Source organism: Azospirillum sp. B21 (genome assembly GCF_008364825.1).
Classification (GTDB): domain Bacteria; phylum Pseudomonadota; class Alphaproteobacteria; order Azospirillales; family Azospirillaceae; genus Azospirillum.
The window spans coordinates 60,548-76,855 of sequence record NZ_VTTO01000007.1 but is presented as its reverse complement, the minus strand read 5'-3'; the positions used below and the strand labels follow the sequence as shown (position 1 = coordinate 76,855).

14 protein-coding genes are annotated in these 16,308 nt (G+C 65.3%); 8 read left to right on the top strand and 6 right to left on the bottom strand.

From position 1 onward, the window contains the following. Window positions 1-183: 183 nt before the first annotated feature. From FZ983_RS18070 to FZ983_RS18045, 6 genes are all read right to left on the bottom strand, one after another. Window positions 184-909, bottom strand: coding sequence for a response regulator transcription factor (locus FZ983_RS18070; protein ID WP_149224913.1), 726 nt, complete (start codon window positions 907-909; stop codon window positions 184-186). A gap of 347 nt (window positions 910-1,256) precedes the next feature. After that, window positions 1,257-1,760: a hypothetical protein gene (locus tag FZ983_RS18065; RefSeq protein WP_149224912.1), complete on the bottom strand. Its 504-nt coding sequence runs from the start codon at window positions 1,758-1,760 to the stop codon at window positions 1,257-1,259. A 115-nt stretch (window positions 1,761-1,875) separates the two neighbouring features. Beyond that, window positions 1,876-2,580, bottom strand: coding sequence for a hypothetical protein (locus FZ983_RS18060; protein WP_149224911.1), 705 nt, complete (start codon window positions 2,578-2,580; stop codon window positions 1,876-1,878). Window positions 2,581-2,710: 130 nt separating this feature from the next. Then, the gene (locus FZ983_RS18055) at window positions 2,711-3,310 is read right to left on the bottom strand and encodes a hypothetical protein (protein WP_149224910.1); all 600 of its coding nucleotides are present in this window, start codon (window positions 3,308-3,310) and stop codon (window positions 2,711-2,713) included. 189 nt (window positions 3,311-3,499) lie between these two features. Next, complete coding sequence (locus FZ983_RS18050) at window positions 3,500-4,585, bottom strand: CsgG/HfaB family protein (protein ID WP_149224909.1); 1,086 nt, start codon at window positions 4,583-4,585, stop codon at window positions 3,500-3,502. An 87-nt stretch (window positions 4,586-4,672) separates the two neighbouring features. Further along, window positions 4,673-5,092 (bottom strand): curli assembly protein CsgF, encoded by a 420-nt coding sequence (locus tag FZ983_RS18045; RefSeq protein ID WP_149224908.1) that lies wholly within the window; start codon window positions 5,090-5,092, stop codon window positions 4,673-4,675. A 538-nt stretch (window positions 5,093-5,630) separates the two neighbouring features. On the opposite strand from FZ983_RS18045, the gene FZ983_RS18040 reads away from it, so the two are divergent. From FZ983_RS18040 to FZ983_RS18005, 8 genes are all read left to right on the top strand, one after another. After that, window positions 5,631-6,074 (top strand): winged helix DNA-binding protein, encoded by a 444-nt coding sequence (locus FZ983_RS18040; protein ID WP_188092391.1) that lies wholly within the window; start codon window positions 5,631-5,633, stop codon window positions 6,072-6,074. Window positions 6,075-6,581: 507 nt separating this feature from the next. Further along, window positions 6,582-8,435: a two-component system sensor histidine kinase AtoS gene (gene atoS / locus FZ983_RS18035; protein WP_149224906.1), complete on the top strand. Its 1,854-nt coding sequence runs from the start codon at window positions 6,582-6,584 to the stop codon at window positions 8,433-8,435. Next, a complete protein-coding gene (gene atoC / locus FZ983_RS18030; RefSeq protein ID WP_247883811.1) occupies window positions 8,432-9,847 on the top strand; it encodes an acetoacetate metabolism transcriptional regulator AtoC in 1,416 nt (471 codons plus the stop codon). Before atoS ends, atoC begins: the two co-directional genes overlap by 4 nt. A 377-nt stretch (window positions 9,848-10,224) precedes the next feature. Then, complete coding sequence (locus FZ983_RS18025) at window positions 10,225-10,887, top strand: 3-oxoacid CoA-transferase subunit A (protein ID WP_149224905.1); 663 nt, start codon at window positions 10,225-10,227, stop codon at window positions 10,885-10,887. Then, complete coding sequence (locus FZ983_RS18020) at window positions 10,880-11,536, top strand: 3-oxoacid CoA-transferase subunit B (RefSeq protein ID WP_149224904.1); 657 nt, start codon at window positions 10,880-10,882, stop codon at window positions 11,534-11,536. Before FZ983_RS18025 ends, FZ983_RS18020 begins: the two co-directional genes overlap by 8 nt. A gap of 105 nt (window positions 11,537-11,641) precedes the next feature. After that, window positions 11,642-13,015 carry a TIGR00366 family protein gene (locus tag FZ983_RS18015; protein WP_149224903.1) on the top strand — a complete coding sequence of 458 codons (1,374 nt, stop codon included), beginning with the start codon at window positions 11,642-11,644 and terminating at the stop codon, window positions 13,013-13,015. Between the two features lie 89 nt (window positions 13,016-13,104). After that, window positions 13,105-14,280: an acetyl-CoA C-acetyltransferase gene (locus tag FZ983_RS18010; protein ID WP_149224902.1), complete on the top strand. Its 1,176-nt coding sequence runs from the start codon at window positions 13,105-13,107 to the stop codon at window positions 14,278-14,280. Window positions 14,281-14,443: 163 nt separating this feature from the next. After that, window positions 14,444-16,135, top strand: coding sequence for a cache domain-containing protein (locus FZ983_RS18005; protein ID WP_188092390.1), 1,692 nt, complete (start codon window positions 14,444-14,446; stop codon window positions 16,133-16,135). The last annotated feature ends 173 nt before the right edge of the window (window positions 16,136-16,308 follow it).

Sequence of the window (16,308 nt, the reverse complement as noted above, 5' to 3'; positions counted from 1 at the left end):
AGGGAGGCGCGGAAGTGCTCCTTCTTCTTATCAGGGAATATGACTCTAAAGAGACCCGATTGCTTCAGGTGCCGACTGTGGCTCCACTGGTCTGTTTGCCGATATGGTGATGCCCGACATAAAGGCCGGACATCGAGGTGCCTGTCCTGATGGCGCAAGGAACCGCGGCGGAAGCGGTCCGTCTCAGTGCGTCACGGGGTTTGGCACCGGTTCAAGCGCGTGGGCATCGTCGTGCTCGTCGTCTTGCGGCGCCGTGCCGGCGGTCAAGTCGTGCGAAGCCGCGTGGTCGCCGTGGCTCAGGGCCCAAATGGCGGCCTGTGTCCGGTTGGCGACCTTCAACTTGCGCATGACGCACTTCACGTAGAACTTCACGGTCTGCTCGCTGATGCCGAGCATGCGGGCGATTGACTTGTTCCCGCGGCCGTTGGCGAGTTCTTCGAGAATTTGCCGTTCCCGCATCGTGATCGGAACCTGGACGTCATCCCCCAGGATCCTGGGGGACTGGTGCTCCGCCGGGTTGAACGAGAGGGCAAAATCCGGAATGGCGGTCTGCCCGGCCAGGACGAGGCGCAGGTAAAGGACCAGGACCTCGGGCGTCAGGTCGGGTCCAAGGACGCCGTGCGCACCGTTCCGAATGAGGGCGACCGCGTGGTCATGCGACGCGTGCCGCAACATGTAGACGATGCGGACGTTGCGGAACCGGTTGGTCAGCGCGGTGTGGACGCAATCATCGCCGCCATCCGCGGCGTCGATGACGACGAGGTCCGGTTCGACGCTCCATCGCGCCGTGTCGTCGGCGTGTTCGGCTTCCAGGATCAGAGGGAAATGCTCTCTCAGAAGAGCCTTTATCCCTTCGCGGTAGATTTGGCCTTCGGCGACAAGCCCTAAGGAGGGATTGGACACGGTCATGCCCCTGCGTTTGCGCCCACGGCGTGGGATCGTCCAAGATCGATCGGTGCAGGCTGATAAGGGGAGATTGTTTCTATTTTTACGGAAAAGTCAACCAAAGGTTACCAGTTAAGGCGCAATGAAGGGTTGACTATTGATAGGGATTCATGTCGAGCGGTAGATCTTAAGGCAGAAAGACAACGACTTCGTATTGCAGCCATTCCGATCATCTTGCGATAAGTTTACATTGCCATTATTGTTTGTCGCGATTAATGTACGTTTATTCAATCAGTGCGACCTCATGCAATCGGATGGTGACGCCAACTACGCGCCGGGGAGCAGGGCGGCACTGTCCTGACGCCGACCGCTTATTCGGGACGGGGCGAGCAGGCGCCTTCATCCGCGAAGGGCGTTCGGGCAAAAGCCCGGAACGTGCCCCGCTTCAGTTCGATGCAGCCGTAGCCAACGACGGCGTGGTAGGTTCCTAGCTCCACCGCCTTCGGCGTGCCGGTCGAGGCCAGCAGCGCTTGGACGGTGACGGCCTGTTCCCGAAGCGCGCCATAGACCTCGCCCAGGTCATCCGGCCGGGCCCAGAGGACGTTCGCCAGGATTGCCGCGATGATGTCCGGCGCCTGGTTGGCCTCCCACCGTTCCGGCGGGGTCTTCGCCGCCAGGTCCAGCGCGTCATCGAGCGCGAGGCTGGCGCCGAACCGCCGCAGGGCCGCGGCAGGACCGCCATGATCGGAACGGCCGGGGACTGGCGACCGGACCGGCCACTGGATCTGCGCTTGGGCGCAGAAGCCGCGGTCCTGTGCGACGGCGCAGATGCCCGGCGGGCCGTTTTGGAAGACATATGATCGGTTTCCGGCCATCGGATCGCTCCGGCATTGGCAGGTGCCGGCCCAAATTGGTCCAGCAATTCCAATGAGGGAACCCAGCAGGACCACGGCGGTGGCCGCGAGCATGGGGCTGCCGCGCATGGCCCACCTACCGCGTGATGATCTTGATGGTGGCGCCGACGCCCGTCTGGGTAACTTTCACGCCGTTGGCCATCACGATGCTCTGGCTGTCGAACGTAAGGTTGGAGCCGCGCTGGACGAGGTCGATGCTCTCGCCGCCGGTCTGTTCGACGACGGATTTGTTTCTGGCCCCCACCTGGGTGGTTTGCGCGCTGTTGTCCTGGCCGCTCTGGGCCACGACGGACAGGTTGTCGATGCCGTCCTGGACCTGCGTCAGGGAGTTGCGCGCTCCGCTTTGATAGGCGACGGCGCGGTTCGCCGTTCCTGACTGGCTCTGGGCGGCGTTGTTGCCTTGCCCCTTCTGCGACAGCTCGGTGACGTTCGCGGCTCCGGCCTGGAGTTGCAGGCCGACATTGGCCGCTCCCGCCTGAATGGCGCGTGCCCAGTTCCCCGATCCGACCTGATCCTGGATCAGCAGATTGTCCGAACCGGCCTGCAGGATGGCGGCGGAGTTCTCGCCGACCTGCGTCTGAGTCGCCCGGTTGCCGAAGCCGGACTGGAGCACGGCCGCCCGGTTGCCTCCGGACGCGTGGATGAGAGAAGCGTCTATCTGGTCGATGTAGGCGACGCTGCCGCCGGCTTGGGCCGGTGCGATGGCGAACGCACAGGCGATCAGCGCGATGGTCGTGATCAATCCGGGTCTGACATCGCGGAACCCGATGGTGTGAGACATGGCCTTTCCTCCCGTACGGAAGAAAACGCGCGCCCAGCCCGACGGTCTGCACCGGAGCTGGGCGCTTGCGCCGGCGGATCGGCGGGAGGGGCGGGGACCCTCCCGTCGACCCCGGCCTCGGACCCGCGGATCACCGCTGGGTCTGGGTGCTGTAGTTCGACACACCGGTCTGGTTCGCGATCGCCAGATTGCCGTTGCTCATCTGGGTCTGGTAGGCGGTGTTCACCATGCCCTTCTGGGCGATGGCGGCCTCGTTCATGACGCCGTCCTGATACTGGGAGGCGAAGTTGCCGGCGTTCACCGGACCCCAGCCGAAGTGGCCGTCGAAGCCCGACTGGACGATGCTGGCCTCGTTGTCGGTGCCGAACTGCTTCTGATGGGCCGTGTTGCCGGCGTCGGATTGGTCGACCTTGGCCAGGTTGGCCGTGCCGTCCTGAAGCTGGTTGGCGTAGTTGCGGTCGCCGTTCTGGTTCACGAAGGCCCGGTTGGCCGTGCCGTCCTGGTAGGTGACCACCGCGTTGCGGTTGCCCTTCTGCCAGTTGTCGGACAGGTTGGACTTGCCGTACTGGGTCTGGGCGTTGCTGTTCAGGTCGCCGATCTGGTCGATGTAGGCGGCGTTGCCGCCGTTCACCGGCACCGGCGGCCAACCGGGCTTGCTGCTGTCGGCCAGAGCCAGGCCGGCGGTCATCGACGCGATCATGGCGACGGAGGCGAAAAGGACGCGTTTCATGGCGTATACCTCATGTTGGTGTTGAGGGGAGGCGAACCGGGGTCCGCTTTTGCGGGCGGCGCCCAATGCCGTCGATCCACCGGTCAGGTCTTCAATGGGCTAACGAATCACTTCGAGACGAATGCTTCGGATCGGGCTATGGCGGGCGGTAAAAAGCCCGGCGATCGCGCCCGATCGCTGATGGCCCGGTCACCTCTGGATGGATGGGGGGATCGGGCTGCGGCTGCGATCGCCGGGAAGAACGTAGGTCGGTCCTGAACTCTGTGCGGGCTGCTCCGGCGGCATCGGGGCGACCTTCTGCTCGTCGGCTCCGGCGCCCGGCGTCGGCGTCTGCGCGGGCGGCGGCGGGACCGAGACCGGCGTGGCCGAGGATGGATCTGCCATGGCATCGGGCCCGTGCAGCACGGTGACGTTGTACGCGCCGTCGCGTTCCTGCAGATACTTCGGCACCAGCCTGGACGCCGCGCCGGGATCGAGGAAGCTCCAGTAGCCGTCGATGACACCCTCCAGCACCAGGTCGTGCACCGCCTTCTCGATGGCTTGCTTGACCGCCAGGGTGGCAGGCTCGTTGGTGGTGACGCCGGTTTCGATTTCCAGCAGGTCCTTGAACCCGATGTAGCGGAAGGCGCTGCCGTTCAGGGCGGCGGAATAGATCGTCTTGCTGGTGTTGACGGACTTCAGCACCTCACCGGTCTGCACGGAGACGGCCCGGATGTAGACGGTAACCGTGTCGCGCCGGTATTTTACGTCGCCGCCGACACCCAGGAAGCGGGCGCCGAAGCCGCCCGTCAGCGTGTTGGAGTCGTAGCCGATGATGCCGCCGTCGATCAGCAGGCCGGCGTAGAGCAGCGGCGGCAGCGGGGGCAGATTGTCGCCGGCGTAGGCCTGTCGGGTCTGGCGGATGATCTGCCGTTCCTGTAGGAGCTGCGGCAGCGAGCTGCGCTCCACCACCTTGAACCAGCTTTTGTTGCCGGTCCGCTTCAGCGCGTTGATCAGCACGGAATTCCCGCCCTGGGTGACGGCGCGCGAGTATTCGGAAAAGCTGTCGTTCGGCTTGTTCTGCCCGGTCTGGTCGGTGAAGCTGTAGACCGCGACCGTCAGCGGGCGAGTCGGCGGCGGCAGCGTCTGGAGCGTGTCGAGGGTCTGCGACTTCTGCTCGGGCAGCGGCTTCTCGGACAAGGCGGTCTCCGGACGGGTCGACGCGCAGGCCGACAGGGAAAGCACGCCGATGGCCAGCGCCAGTGCATGGCGGGGAGATGCGATCAAGATCGACATGATGCTGATCCCTTCGTGCGAAGGACGCGGCGGGTCTCATCCGGCTTTTCACCGGCCTTCGCCCGGGCTATCGCGGTGGAACTGCGCTCAGTAGGCCGGCAGCTCGATGATCTGAGTGCTCTTGCCGTTGTTGAGCGTAAGTTTGATCTGGCCGTTCACCTGGACCCACTGCAGCGTGGTTCCCCCGACGGAGGCTGTTCCGCTCGTCTTGGCGTTCTCGCCGTAAATCTGGTCGGCGATCTGGCTGGCGACCCGGCTCAGCACGCTTGCCTGGATCGTGTTGGCGAAGGAGTCGGTCGCGTCGGTCGCCGAACTCGTCGTCGAGGATTTTGGATCCTCGAACTTGTTGATCGCGTTGGCGATGCCCAGCAAATGGCTGCTGTTGAAGGGATCCCCCCCGAATGAGGGGTTGACCGGCCGATACTTCAGTTCCCCGGCACCGGCGGATGCGGCCGCCATGGTCAATCCGACGGCGCTCAGGGCCAGGATTGCGCCGATTGTGCGCATGATTTCGAACTCCCGACTGTGCGGCGCTTCCCCATCGACCCATGTTGGCCGAAAGCCCGATGCGGGTACGGAAGCCCAATGCCGTAAAGATTAAAGAACTGGTTGGTCAATCATCGTCCTGCTGAGGCGCCGCCGCATGGTATGAAAACAAAGGACCGATCTGTTCGGTTGCTGCTTCAGTTCTGCATGCCCGCGTCGTCAGCGTTGATTGCGAGATATTTATAACCCAGAAAACCGAAAATGCATCGCGATCTTCAGTACGGAGGGGCCGCCAACTTTTGTGTCGTGTTGGCTTTGGCTTTTATCCGTGGGTGGGAAGCAGGGAAAGACCCCTCCCGGAAAGATGGCCCTGCGTGGGAGGGGAGGGGGCATCTGCCACGCTTTCGTATCAAATGCTTTCGATCGTCCTCCCGGCGAATGCGGGGAGTGCAGGCTCGGCGGTCCACCCTTGGTAGTCTGGCCTTCAGAAACGCGGTCGCGCTCTGGAAAAGGATTTACCCTGCCCGATGACCCAAACCTCAACCCAAACAGGTGCGTCATGGTCGGGAACATCACCACGCATCGGACATCGTCCCTTTTTCCCCTGCCGGGAACACTGTTGAAGGCCGCCGGCGCGCTTGAGGAGCTGTGCCTGGCGCACGAGCATCTCGACCGTGCGCAGCACATCGTCATGACCCGGATCGAGCGGAACGGCATCCGGGATCTCACGCCGCTGCAGATGGCGATCCTCTATATGCTGAGCCGTGAGCCTCAGCAACCGACGAAGCTGAGCAAGCTGCTGTTCAATCGTGACCGGCCGATCACCCATTCGCTAAAGCCGCTGACCCGCCGCGGCCTGATCGAAGAACGTCCACACGCGCAGGACAAGCGGGCCAAGCTGCTGCATATCACGGCCGAGGGCGCCGCCATCCTGCGCCGGTTCGGGATCGACTGCCACAATGGCATCGCCCACTGCCTGTCCGACGTCCCGGGAAGCCGATAGGCCATCGGCCGTCCGGGACGGGCGACGCCGACCCCGCATCGCCGGCTGAATGGTGATGGGCACCGTCATACATCGCCCGCGCGGTGGGCATGGTTGGAAGCGGCTGTGGCCGGTGACCTGATGATTGCGCGGCAAGCGGAGGCCCAACGACCTCGGCCCAGGTGGCAATGGCCCGGGCGGGGGCCAAACGGCAATCGGAGGCGGGGCGGTGGTCGCAAAGGAGATGGAATAGGTTCATCGTCCTGAGACGCCTTCTCGGACGTCGATGCCTTCGTCGATGAGGTGCTGGCCGAACTCACGGCCATCGCCACGGATGATCCTGCCCTCATTCTGAAGACAATCCGCCATTGGCCGGTCAGATGGTCGTGAACGAAGCCGGGTCCATCGGACCGGTTGGCAATCGCGGCTCGGAGGGGGCGTTCCTCCTTTGCTCCCCTGCCGCAATTCTGCTATGGCCGCGATAACGGGCGGGAGTAAGGCCTCGTCCGGTTGAAAGGAGTGGGCGTCATGCGGCCCCTGGACTGGATAAGCCATTCTCTGCCAAGCACCCTGCGCGGTAAGTTGCTCCTGTTTTCCCTTGCCGTGGTGGTTCTGCCCATTTCACTGACCGGCTACCTGTTGGAACGGGAAGGGCGGCAGGCGCTGGTTCACGAAAAGTCGGAAAAACTCTTCGGTCTGACGCGCCTGCTTGACGTGCATCTCGGTCCCGGCTTCGATCCTCTCCTGGCCGATATGGGCGTCGCGGCCGGCGACCGGGGCGCTGCCGTCCGGGCGTTGTCAGGTCGTTTGACCCCCTTCACCGACATGATCGCAGGGGCGAACCCGGGGGTGGGGGTCGGCTATTACAGCAAGGCGCTCAACGCCATCATCACCTATGGACCCAGCCGGGATTACAGCGCGACGGTCGGCACCAGCATACCGCCGGAGCATCCGGGATGGCATGTGCTGGAAAGCGGAAAGCAGGCTCTCGAAAGCGGCCGGCAGGTGCGCGGCTTTATCCTGAACGCGATGCTGCCCATCGTTCGCGATGGCACGGTCATCGGCTATATTTGGGCCAATGAGCTTTCCGACGATGTGGAGCGGCAGGCCGCGGCGATGGACCGTGCGGTCTTGACGGTCAGCCTTGGGGGAATACTGCTTGGACTGACGCTGACGCAGGTGCTGGCGCACGGAGTCGGCCGCGACATCCGGCACATCATCGACGGTCTGCTCCGTATGCGCAGCGACCTTGGAGAACCGATTCAGCCGCTGCCTGGCGAATTCGGTGCCATCGCGCTCGAGGTCAACGCCATGGCCCGCGCCCTACTGGACGCCAGATCGCTGACCGAGAATATCCTGCACAGCATTGCCGACGGCGTGATCGCCGTTGATCGGGCCGGACAGGTCACCGCGCTGAACCCGGCCGCCGAAGCGATGCTCGGGATCGCGGCGGCCGACGTGATCGGGCGGCCGTACGAGTCGCTGTTCAAGCCGGATGGCCGCTTCGCCAGTCCGCTGCTCGACACGTTGAAAACCGGCCGACAGCATGTCGGCGTGACGCTGGATTTTCCCGGGACCCGGCAGACGCTTCATCTCACGGTGTCGAGCAGCGTGCTGCGCGACAGCCACGGTGAGGCGATCGGCGCGGTCGTTGTTCTGAAGGACCTGACCGAACAGCAGCGGCTCCGCACCCAGATCATGCGTGCCGACCGGCTGGCGGCGCTGGGCGAACTGGTCGCCGGCCTCGCCCATGAGGTGCGCAATCCTCTGACCTCGATCCGCGGCTTCATGCAGTTCCTTGAAAGCTCCGACGATGTTGCGGAGTGGCAGCGCTATGCCCCGCTGATCGTCAGGCAGGTCGACAGCTTGAACCGCCTCGTCACCGAATTGTTGGAGTTCGGCCGGCCCCGTCCGCCGGCCTTCAAGCCGGTGCAACTGAACGATCTGATTCGCGAGGTGTCGCTGCTGGCCGGGCGCAAGTCGAACGCCCGCATCGCCCTGCATCTCGCCCCTGACCTGCCCCTGGTCGAAGCCGATGGCGAGGCGCTGAAGCAGGTCATGCTCAACCTCATCATCAACGCGATCCAGGCGACCTCCGAAACCGGGGGCATCACCATTACCACCGCCTCCACAGCGCAAGACTGCCGCGAAGTGATCGTCACGGTGGCAGACGACGGCGAGGGGATCGCGCCGGAGAACCTGGACAAGGTGTTCGATCCCTTCTTCTCGACCAAACCCCAGGGCACCGGACTGGGGCTGGCGATGGCCCACCGGATCGTGGATGCTCACCACGGAACCATCACCATCGTCAGCCGGCCCCAATCCGGCACCACGGTCACCTTGCGGATTCCCTTCGTTCACAGTCAAACGGTTGATGCATGACGACCCCGTTTCCAATCGTGCAGGCCATGCCGGTGCCCGCCGTCCTGGTCGTGGATGACGATGAGGCGATCCGCGAGATGCTCACGGCGGTGCTGACGCGCGACGGGCTGTCGGTGACAACCGCCGCCGATGGTGTCGAGGCGGTCGCCGCCTTCGCGGCCCAGCGTCATGCCGTGGTTCTGATGGATGTCCGCATGCCGCGGATGACCGGGCTGCAGGCGCTGGCGGAGATCCGGAAGCTCGACCGCTCCACCGCGGTGATCCTGATGACCGCCTTCGCCGAGGTCGGATCGGCGGTTCAGGCGATCAAGGACGGCGCCTTCGACTATGTCATCAAGCCCTTCGACATCGCGGAGATCCAGCTGCAGGTCGGGCGGGCGTTGCAGATGCGCCGGATGCGCGACGATATCGCGACCCTGCACCGCGAATTGTCGAGCAGCTATCACACCGACCGGATCCTGACGGCCAGCCCGCGCATGAGCGAGCTTCTGCAGACCATCGCCAAGGTCGCCAAGAGCAACGCCACCGTCCTGGTGACCGGCGAGAGCGGCACCGGCAAGGAGTTGGTGGCGGCGGCCATCCATTACAACAGCCCGAGGAAAGCGGGTCCCTTCGTCAAGGTCAACTGCGCCGCGGTGCCGGAAGGACTGTTGGAAAGCGAGTTCTTCGGCCATGAAAAGGGCGCCTTCACAGGGGCGCAGGCGCGTCGCCGCGGCCGGTTCGAACAGGCCGAACACGGAACCCTCTTCCTCGATGAGATCGGCGACATTTCCGCCAGCCTGCAGGTAAAGCTGCTGCGCGTGCTGCAGGAGCGCGAGTTCGAGCGGGTCGGCGGCACGGAACTGGTGCGCACGGATGTGCGCGTGGTCGTCGCCACCAACCGGAATCTGGAGGAGATGGTGCGTCAGGGTTCGTTCCGTCAGGACCTCTATTTCCGGCTGAATGTGGTGACGCTGAAGACGGTGCCGCTGCGCGAGCGGCCGGAGGATATCAGCCTGCTCGCCACCCATTTCCTGCAGCGCTTTGCGGCCGAGAACCGGATCGAGGTCGGTGGCATCGACGAACAGGCCTTGGAGCGCCTGCGGGCCTATCGCTGGCCGGGCAACATTCGTGAGCTGTCCAATGCCATGGAGCGTGCGGTGGTGATGAGCACCGGCGCGATGATCGTCGCGGAGGATCTGCCGGAGCAGATCGCCGGTCCCGTGGAGGATGGGGAGCCGGCCGGTGGCGGCGACACCGCTCCACCTGCCGCGGGTGAGGGTGGCCTGCGCGAGCAGGTCAGCCGTTTCGAGGCGCGCGTGGTGGCCGAGACGCTTGCCCGCAACGACGGCAACCGGATGCGCACTGCCCAGGAACTGGGGATCAGCCGCCGCTCGCTGCTCTACAAGCTGCAGGAATACGGCATCTCCTGAGCGGGGCGGCGCAGGGGACGCCACTGCGCAAGATCTTGCGCAGCACGCACAAAGTTGCGCACTGGGCCGCGTCGGCATCGGCTCACCGCCCATGGTTCGGAGCGGTTCCCGCGGCCGGATGTCTTGATTTCTCCGCTGTTCGCCCCAGTCCGGCGGGTTGGCACATCCATTGCAGATTTGTGGGTATGCCGGCGGGATTGGCCGCTCCACAGCGTTAGCGTGGGCAGCAGCTCTCCCGGTCGCAGCGCTACGAAACCAAAAATGAGCGTTGGGTCCGCCCATCCGGTTCATCGCCGGCGTTGGGAGCGGGCTCCGCGCCCGCGGGGTTGCCGGCGGAGATCGATCCGCCGCGCCCCGACGTCCAAGGGAGACGTCGAATGAGTAAAGTGCGAAAGCTGGAAGACACCGTCGCCATGATTCCCGATGGCGCGGTGCTGATGATCGGCGGGTTCATGGGGGTCGGCACGCCGCCCCACCTGATCGATGAATTGCTGCGCCAGAACAAGCGCGGCCTGACCGTGATCGCCAACGACACCGCACGCCCGGCCGTCGGCATCGGCCGGCTGATCGCCGCCAAGGCCGTTCGCAAGGTGATCGCCAGCCACATCGGCACCAATCCGGAAACCCAGCGCCAGATGATCGCCGGGGAGACGGAGGTGGAACTGGTGCCGCAGGGCACGCTGGCCGAACGGGTGCGCGCCGGCGGCTTCGGCCTCGGCGGCGTGCTGACCCCCACCGGCGTCGGCACGGTGGTGGAGGACGGCAAGCAGCGCATCGAATTGGACGGAACCGTCTATCTGCTGGAAAAGGCGCTGAAGGCCGATTTCGCTCTGATCGCCGCCAAGCGGGCCGATTACCTGGGGAACCTCGAATACGCGCTGACGGCGCGAAACTTCAATCCGCTGATGGCGATGGCCGCCGGAACGGTGATCGCCGAGGCCGAGGACATCGTGCCGGTGGGCGTCATCCCGCCCGACAGCGTCGTCACCCCGAATGTGCTGGTCGACTGCCTGGTCGCCAAGGAGCATCGCCATGGATGAGAAAACCCTGATCGCCAAGCGTGTCGCGCTGGAACTGCGGCCGGGCAACCTGGTGAATCTCGGCATCGGCCTGCCCACCATGGTCGCGTCCCATCTGCCGGCCGGCGTCAACGTCTTCTTCCAGTCGGAGAACGGCATCGTCGGCATGGCGCCGGTGCCCGAGCCGGGGGCCGAGAACGAGGATCTGAGCGATGCCGGCGGCAGCCCGATCGGTGCCGTTCCGGGAGCCGCCTCCTTCGACAGCGCGATGTCCTTCGGCCTGATCCGCGGCGGGCATCTGGACGTGACCGTTCTCGGCGGGCTGCAAATCGACGAGGAGGGCCGGCTCGCCAACTGGATGGTGCCCGGCAAGATGGTGCCCGGCATGGGCGGGGCGATGGATCTGGTCTCCGGCGCCAAGCGGGTGATCGTCGCCATGCAGCACAGCGCCAAGGGCACGCCCAAGATCGTCAAGCGCTGCGAACTGCCGCTGACCTCGGTGCGGCGCGTCGACCTGATCGTTACCGAGCTGGCGGTGATCGAGCCGACGGATAAGGGGCTGGTGCTGCGGGAGGTCGCTCCCGGCGTCACGGTCGCCGACGTGCTGGCCCAGACCGGCGCCGAACTGATCGTGCCGTCCGCCGTACCGACCATGCCGGTCGCCGCCTGACCGTCGCCATTCAAGCATCGTGAGCATCGGGGAGCCGCTGTCCCCGCGCCGCCCGGCTGTCTGCCCGACGGCGCGGAAAGGCCCCCCTCGTGCCGGAGATCCGCCATGAGCGTCACCACCGCACCCCCACGGGCGCACGAAGCCAGCGCCCGCTTCAACCCGATCACGCCAATTTCCCGCGCCCTGACCTGGCTGGTCAGCCGCTATCTGCCCGACCCGCTGATCTTCGCCATCATCCTGACCGTGCTGACCTTCGGCTTCGCCTGGTGGCTGACGCCGAGCGGGCCGGTCGATCTGGTGCGCATGTGGGGCAACGGCTTCTGGAACCTGCTGGCCTTCTCGATGCAGATGGCGCTGGTGCTGGTTACCGGCCATGCGCTCGCCAGCTCAGAGCCTGTGCGCAACGTCATGGGCCGGGTGGCCTCCATCGCCAAGACGCCGGCCCAGGGCGTCATGCTGGTCTGCTTCGCCGCCGCGGTGACCAACGTCGTCAACTGGGGATTCGGCCTCGTCGTCGGCGCCATGTTCGCCCGCGAGGTGGCGCGCCGCGTCCCGAAATCCGATTACCGTCTGCTGATCGCCTCGGCCTATATCGGCTTCATGACGTGGCATGGCGGTTTCTCCGCCTCGGTCCCGCTGGTCGCCGCGACCAAGGGCAACCCGATGGAGAAGACCGTCGGCCTGATCCCGATCGCCGACACCATCTTCACCACCTACAATGTCGGCATCACGCTGGCGCTGATCGTCATCCTGCCGCTGATCTGCCGGATGATGCATCCGAAGCCGCATGAGGTGGTGGCGGTTGATCCGGCGCTGCTGAAGCCGGAGCCCTCGACCAAGCGCGTCCTCGGCCCCGACGCCAGCCCGGCCGAAAAGCTGGAGGAGAGCCGCATCCTTGGTTTCGTCGTCGCGGCACTCGGCATCGGCTACCTGTTCCTGCACTTCCAGGCCAAGGGCTTCGACCTGAACATCAACACGGTCAACCTGATCATGCTGGTGGCCGGCCTGATCCTGCACGGCACGCCGATGGCCTATGCCCGCGCCGTCGCCAATGCCGCCCGCGGCACCGCCGGCATCATGGTGCAGTTCCCCTTCTATGCCGGCATCCAGATCATGATGGAGCATTCCGGCCTGGGCGGGCTGATCACCAACCTGTTCGTCGACATCGCCAACAAGGAGACCTTCCCGGTCCTCGCCTTCCTGTCGTCGGGCCTGATCAACTTCGCCGTCCCGTCGGGCGGCGGCCACTGGGTGGTCCAGGGTCCCTTCATCATGCCGGCCGCCCAGCAGCTCGGCGTCGATCTCGGCAAGGCGGCCATGGCCATCGCCTATGGCGAGGAGTGGATGAACATGGCCCAGCCCTTCTGGGCGCTGCCGGCGCTTGCCATCGCCGGGCTGGGGGTGCGCGACATCATGGGCTATTGCGCGACGGCGCTGGTCATCACGCTGCCCATCTTCCTGATCGGCCTCTATTTCTGAGCCATTGCGACCAACCGGCCGCCGCGGTCCACCCGATGGACGCGGCGGCCTTCCATCCTGCAAGACATACTGTTCCGGAGGGGTCCTCCATGACCGAGATCGTCATCGCCAGTGCGGTCCGCACCGCCATCGGCAGCTTCAATAGCGCGCTCGCATCCGTCCCCGCCCATGAACTCGGCGCCGCCGTCATTCGCGAGGCGCTGTCGCGCGCCCACACCGACGCCGCCGAGGTGACCGAGGTGATCCTGGGCCAGGTGCTGACCGCCGGCCAGGGCCAGAACCCCGCCCGTCAGGCCGCGGTGAAGGCCGGCATCCCGGTCGAGAAGACCGCTTTCGGCATCAACCAGGTCTGCGGGTCCGGCCTGCGCTCCGTCGCGCTCGGCTGGCAGGCGATCCGCTGCGGCGACGCCGAGGTGATGGTGGTCGGCGGCCAGGAGAACATGAGCCTTTCGCCCCACCTCATGCATCTGCGCAACGGCACTAAGATGGGCGGTGCCGAGATGCTCGACAGCATGATCAGGGACGGGCTCTGGGAAGCCTTCCACGGCTACCACATGGGCTCCACCGCCGAGAATGTCGCCCGCGCCTGGGATCTGAGCCGCGAGCGGCAGGATCTGTTCGCGCTGGCCTCGCAGCAGAAGGCGGAAGCCGCGCAGAAGGCCGGCCGCTTCCGGGACGAGATCGTGCCGGTCACCATCAAGGGGCGCAAGGGCGACGTCGTCGTGTCAGACGACGAGTACCCCAAGCACGGCACCACGCTGGAGGCGCTGGCCAAGCTGCGCCCGGCTTTCGCCAAGGACGGCACCGTGACCGCCGGCAACGCCTCCGGCCTCAATGACGGAGCCGCCGCGCTGGTGCTGATGACGGCGGAGAACGCTGCCCGGCGCGGGGTGACGCCGCTGGCGCGCATCGCTTCCTGGGCAACGGCCGGCGTCGATCCGAGCATCATGGGCACCGGGCCGATTCCGGCCTCGAAGCTCGCGCTGAAGAAGGCGGGCTGGACGGTGGACGACCTCGACCTGATCGAGGCCAACGAGGCTTTCGCGGCGCAGGCGCTGGCGGTCAATGCCGGAATGGGCTGGGACGAGGGTCGGGTGAACGTGAATGGCGGTGCCATCGCGCTCGGCCATCCCATCGGCGCGTCAGGTGCGCGCATCCTGGTCAGCCTGCTGCATGAGATGGCCCGGCGCGATGCCCGGAAGGGCCTTGCCACTCTGTGCATCGGCGGCGGCATGGGCGTGGCGCTCTGTGTTCAGCGGGGCTGACGCAAATCCGGCGGCGCGGTGGCAGCCACGGCCGCGCCGCCATCTGCAACGAATCACCGGCATTGTTCAACGGTCATGAAAGCTTTCGCCGATGATGGCGGGGGATCGATCTGCCGCCGGGAGCCGGTCCGGACCAAGCGGATCAAGGGGAAGGATTGGGAGCATGCGCATCTCTGAACTGCCGTTGCGGTGGCGCATCGGATTTCTGGCGTCACTGGCGATCATCGCTGCAGGACTGACGGCAGCAGTCGGCGGCTACTTCGTCAACCGTGCGCTGGTCGAACAGCGGATGAACAGCGTCCGTTTCATCGCGCAAAGCGGCAACAGCATCGCGGAACGCTTCCACCGGCTGGCTCAGGACGGCGCGTTGAGCGAGGAGGAGGCCAAAGATCGCGCCAGGACGGCAATCGGCGCCATCCGCTATGCCGACGGCGAATATCTGTGGATCTGGACCTCGCAGATCATCAGCGTCATGCACGCGAACCCGGCCCTGATCGGCAAGAGTGGCGCGGAGATCCGCGACCGCAACGGCGTCTACGTCATCCGTGAGGCGGTGCGTGGTGCGCTGGCTCCGGTGCCGGAATTCGTCTCCTACGAATGGCCGCGCCCCAACGATCCGAAGGGACCGACTTACGAGAAGCTTGCCTATTCGGTCCATTTCAAGCCGTGGGACTGGGTGATCGGCACCGGCGTCTACACCGACGACCTGCGCTCGGCCTTCATTGGCATGATTTCGGTGTTCGGACTGGTCGTCGCCGGGATCTCCTGCCTTGCGCTTCTGTTGGGTTGGGCGGTTGCCCGCAGCGTGACGCGCCCGTTGTCGCGTGTGCATGGCGTCATGCTGCGCCTCGCGGACCATGATCTGGATGCCGAGGTGCCGGAACGCGGGCGGCGGGATGAGATCGGCGGCATGGCGCGCACCCTTGAGGTCTTCAAGGAGAACATCCGGCGCAACAGGCAGATGGAGCAGGAGCGCAGGACCGCCGCCACCCAGGCGAACGCGGAAAAGCGGGAGGCGGTGTTCGATCTGGCGAACCGGTTCGAAAGCAGGGTCGGCCGTATCGTCGATCAGCTCGGCCAGTCCGCCAAAGGCTTCCAGGAAACGGCATCGCACCTGTCCACGGCGGTTCAAAAGGCCGAGCAGGAGTGCACGTCGGTGGAATCGGCTTCCGAACAGGCGTCAGTCAATGTCCAGGCCGTCGCATCCGCGGCCGAGGAGATGTCGACGGCGATCCGCGATCTGTCGGGACGGGTGGCGCAGGCGGCCCAGCGGTCGAAGATGACCGCCGAACGGGCGGAGCAGGCCCGCAGTCATATGGACGCATTGTCAACCGCGATTGAGCAGGTGGACCAGGTCGTCGCATCCATCAATGCGGTCGCCTCGCAGACCAATCTGCTGGCGCTGAACGCCACCATCGAGGCAGCGCGCGCAGGAGAGGCCGGCAAGGGCTTTGCCGTCGTTGCGAGCGAAGTCAAGAATCTGGCCAGCCAGACGCATGCGATGACCGAGCAGATCGGGTTGCAGATCAGCACCGTGAAAGCCGCATCCGACCGGACCGTGGAAGGGATGCGCTTGATCATCGGCCAAATCGAGCACATCGACCAATCGGCCGCCGAGATGGCCGCTTCGGTCGGGCAGCAAAGTGCGGCAACTGACGAAATCAGCTGTAATGCACAGCAGGCGGCGATTGGAACCAATGACGTCTCACGCAGCGTGGTCGACATCCGAAAGGCTGAGCAGGAGAGCGGAATAGCCGCCAGGCAGGTCATGCAGTCGGCCGACGCACTGGCCGCAGACGCTGACTTGCTGAAGCATGAACTCGAGGCATTTCTGGCGGAGATCCGCGCGGCCTAACATGGGTCATTCCTAAACCTGAAGCCTGTCCGTTACGGAAACCCCGTTCGGTAAAGGCCAAATCCCGCCCCCGCAACCACCGACACTTGACGACCCGGTTCGAATGAGCCGGGGCGTTCGTGCGACTGGATCTTGCGCATCTCAGAAGAGATTTTTGGCCCGGTCCTCTGCCT

Coding starts and splice junctions, on each gene's coding strand:
- FZ983_RS18045 (WP_149224908.1), bottom strand. CDS start 5,092: ATGCGCACAATCGGCGCAATCCTGGCCCTGAGCGCCGTCGGATTGACC.
- FZ983_RS18070 (WP_149224913.1), bottom strand. CDS start 909: ATGACCGTGTCCAATCCCTCCTTAGGGCTTGTCGCCGAAGGCCAAATC.
- FZ983_RS18010 (WP_149224902.1), top strand. CDS start 13,105: ATGACCGAGATCGTCATCGCCAGTGCGGTCCGCACCGCCATCGGCAGC.
- FZ983_RS18015 (WP_149224903.1), top strand. CDS start 11,642: ATGAGCGTCACCACCGCACCCCCACGGGCGCACGAAGCCAGCGCCCGC.
- FZ983_RS18040 (WP_188092391.1), top strand. CDS start 5,631: ATGGTCGGGAACATCACCACGCATCGGACATCGTCCCTTTTTCCCCTG.
- atoC (WP_247883811.1), top strand. CDS start 8,432: ATGACGACCCCGTTTCCAATCGTGCAGGCCATGCCGGTGCCCGCCGTC.
- FZ983_RS18065 (WP_149224912.1), bottom strand. CDS start 1,760: ATGGCCGGAAACCGATCATATGTCTTCCAAAACGGCCCGCCGGGCATC.
- FZ983_RS18025 (WP_149224905.1), top strand. CDS start 10,225: ATGAGTAAAGTGCGAAAGCTGGAAGACACCGTCGCCATGATTCCCGAT.
- FZ983_RS18055 (WP_149224910.1), bottom strand. CDS start 3,310: ATGAAACGCGTCCTTTTCGCCTCCGTCGCCATGATCGCGTCGATGACC.
- FZ983_RS18020 (WP_149224904.1), top strand. CDS start 10,880: ATGGATGAGAAAACCCTGATCGCCAAGCGTGTCGCGCTGGAACTGCGG.
- FZ983_RS18005 (WP_188092390.1), top strand. CDS start 14,444: ATGCGCATCTCTGAACTGCCGTTGCGGTGGCGCATCGGATTTCTGGCG.
- FZ983_RS18060 (WP_149224911.1), bottom strand. CDS start 2,580: ATGTCTCACACCATCGGGTTCCGCGATGTCAGACCCGGATTGATCACG.
- atoS (WP_149224906.1), top strand. CDS start 6,582: ATGCGGCCCCTGGACTGGATAAGCCATTCTCTGCCAAGCACCCTGCGC.
- FZ983_RS18050 (WP_149224909.1), bottom strand. CDS start 4,585: ATGTCGATCTTGATCGCATCTCCCCGCCATGCACTGGCGCTGGCCATC.